1 protein-coding gene is annotated in these 205 nt (G+C 61.5%); it reads right to left on the bottom strand.

Annotated features, from left to right (window positions below; genetic code table 11):
* The coding region (locus J0A67_RS23370) for an MBG domain-containing protein (protein WP_206571717.1) at positions 1 to 205 on the bottom strand (205 nt) is incomplete at both ends.

Below are 205 nucleotides of genomic sequence, written 5' to 3'. Positions count from 1 at the left end.
GAGGTGACCTGGTAGGTCAAGGCTGGATCCGCTTCGCCGTATACCTTGGTCTGGTCGTCGGCGGTCACCTCGATCTCACGTACCGTGATCTCCAGATTGCCTTCCACAAAGCTCAGGTCGTAGTTGCTGCTCAAGGCCAAAGTGCCCTGCGTGATCGCGTAGTTGCCCACGTCCTCGCCCGCATCCCTGCCGAGCGCCCCGGTGA

The sequence above is a fragment of the Algoriphagus aestuariicola genome, from assembly GCF_017254835.1.
Classification (GTDB): domain Bacteria; phylum Bacteroidota; class Bacteroidia; order Cytophagales; family Cyclobacteriaceae; genus Algoriphagus; species Algoriphagus aestuariicola.
This window is presented reverse-complemented; position numbering and strand designations above follow the sequence as displayed.